Annotated in this window: 2 protein-coding genes; both read right to left on the bottom strand. The window is 57.8% G+C overall.

Annotated features, from left to right (window positions below):
• Window positions 1–153 (bottom strand): twin-arginine translocation signal domain-containing protein (locus AC1DWI_RS22610; protein WP_477725840.1); only part of this gene is annotated, 153 nt, incomplete at its 3' end.
• A 222-nt stretch (window positions 154–375) separates the two neighbouring features.
• Window positions 376–1,455, bottom strand: coding sequence for a TRAP transporter substrate-binding protein (locus AC1DWI_RS22605; protein ID WP_477667988.1), 1,080 nt, complete (start codon window positions 1,453–1,455; stop codon window positions 376–378).
• Between the last annotated feature and the right edge of the window lie 108 nt (window positions 1,456–1,563).

Genomic DNA, 1,563 nt, shown 5'->3' with positions numbered 1-1,563 from the left:
AACTTCGGCACCGCCGTAAATGGTGTCAAGCGGCTTGGGGAAACTGGAAGCCAGGCGCCAGCGGATGGCGGCCTGGGCGTGAACAGCGGGTGCCACACCGGCGGCCAGTACACCGGCAATACCGGCGTTTTTGATAAGTGAACGACGATCCATTAAATGCTATCTCCTGAAGGGTGGTCGGGTTTGCGGTCCGAATGGACCTGCGGGCGCCCAGCTGGCAATCGACGGCCATGCAAGCCGCGCTTTTGAGCAAGAGGGCAGAGATCTATTTTGTCAGCATTTCACACCGCCTGCCCAACCCGTTTTTACAGATCGGGACAGACGTAAAAAAGCCGCCTGCAAAAGGCGGCTTTCGGGATGACGGATGGGCCGGGTTCAGAGTTTCTGGGCTTGCATGAAGCGGTCAAACGTGGCTTCCGTGAAACGGAACCACAGGTTCTGTTCGGCACGGAACTTGGAGTAGTCGGCGTAGATCTTCTTCCAGTTTTCGTTCCTTGTGCCGATCTCTTCGTAGAGCGCCATCGACTCCTTGAAAGCCGCGTTCATCACGTCCGCCGGGAAAGGCCGGAGCTTGGTACCCGCACCCACGAGCTGCTTGAGCGCACCTGGGTTCTTCGCGTCGTATTTGGCCTGCATGTCGCCGTGGGCCTGGGCCGCAGCCGCTTCCACAATCGCCTTGTTCTCGGGCGTGAGGGCGTCGAATGCCTTGTTGTTGATGAAGAAGTCCAGCTCGGGACCACCTTCCCACCAGCCGGGGTAGTAGTAAAAGGGGGCAACTTTGTTAAAGCCCAGCTTCAGGTCGTCGTAAGGTCCCACCCATTCGGCGGCATCAATCGTGCCTTTTTCGAGGGCCTGGTAAATCTCGCCGCCGGGAATGTTCTGCGGCACGCCACCTATGCGCTCAAGCACCTTGCCGGCGAAGCCGCCTATGCGCATCTTCAGGCCCTTGATGTCCTTGACGGACTTGATTTCCTTGCGGTACCAGCCACCCATCTGGGCGCCGGTATTGCCGCCCGGGAAGTTCACGATGTTGAACTTGGAATAGAACTCGCGCATCAGCTTCATGCCGTTGCCTTCGTACATCCAGGCACTCATCTGCCGGCTGTTCAGGCCGAAGGGAATGGCGCAACCCAGCGCAAAGCATTCGTCCTTGCCGAAGAAATAGTAGGGCGCCGTGTGGCAGGCCTCGATGGAGCCTTGTTGCACACCGTCGACCACACCGAAGGCCGGCATCAACTCACCGGCCGCATGCACCGAGATTTCGAACTTGCCGCCGGACATGGCCTTGACGGCCTTGGCAAATACTTCGGCGGCACCAAAAATCGTGTCAAGGGATTTGGGGAAGCTGGAGGCCAGGCGCCAACGAACGGCAGCCTGCGCATGAACAGCAGGTGCGACACCTGCGGCCAGCACACCGGCAATACCGGCATTTTTGATAAGTGAGCGACGATCCATAAAACTCTCTCCTGAAGTTATCGAATTTTGCGTTGATCTGCCAGATCGGTTCGGCCTGCTATAACAGTTGAATTGCATTGCCTTGATTGAATCGGCGGAGCATGGATA

It is taken from the genome of Polaromonas sp. P3_C2, assembly GCF_056402675.1.
This window is presented reverse-complemented; position numbering and strand designations above follow the sequence as displayed.

Excerpts from the sequence above, each read along its gene's own strand:
- AC1DWI_RS22605 (WP_477667988.1), bottom strand. The coding sequence starts at position 1,455 with ATGGATCGTCGCTCACTTATCAAAAATGCCGGTATTGCCGGTGTGCTG.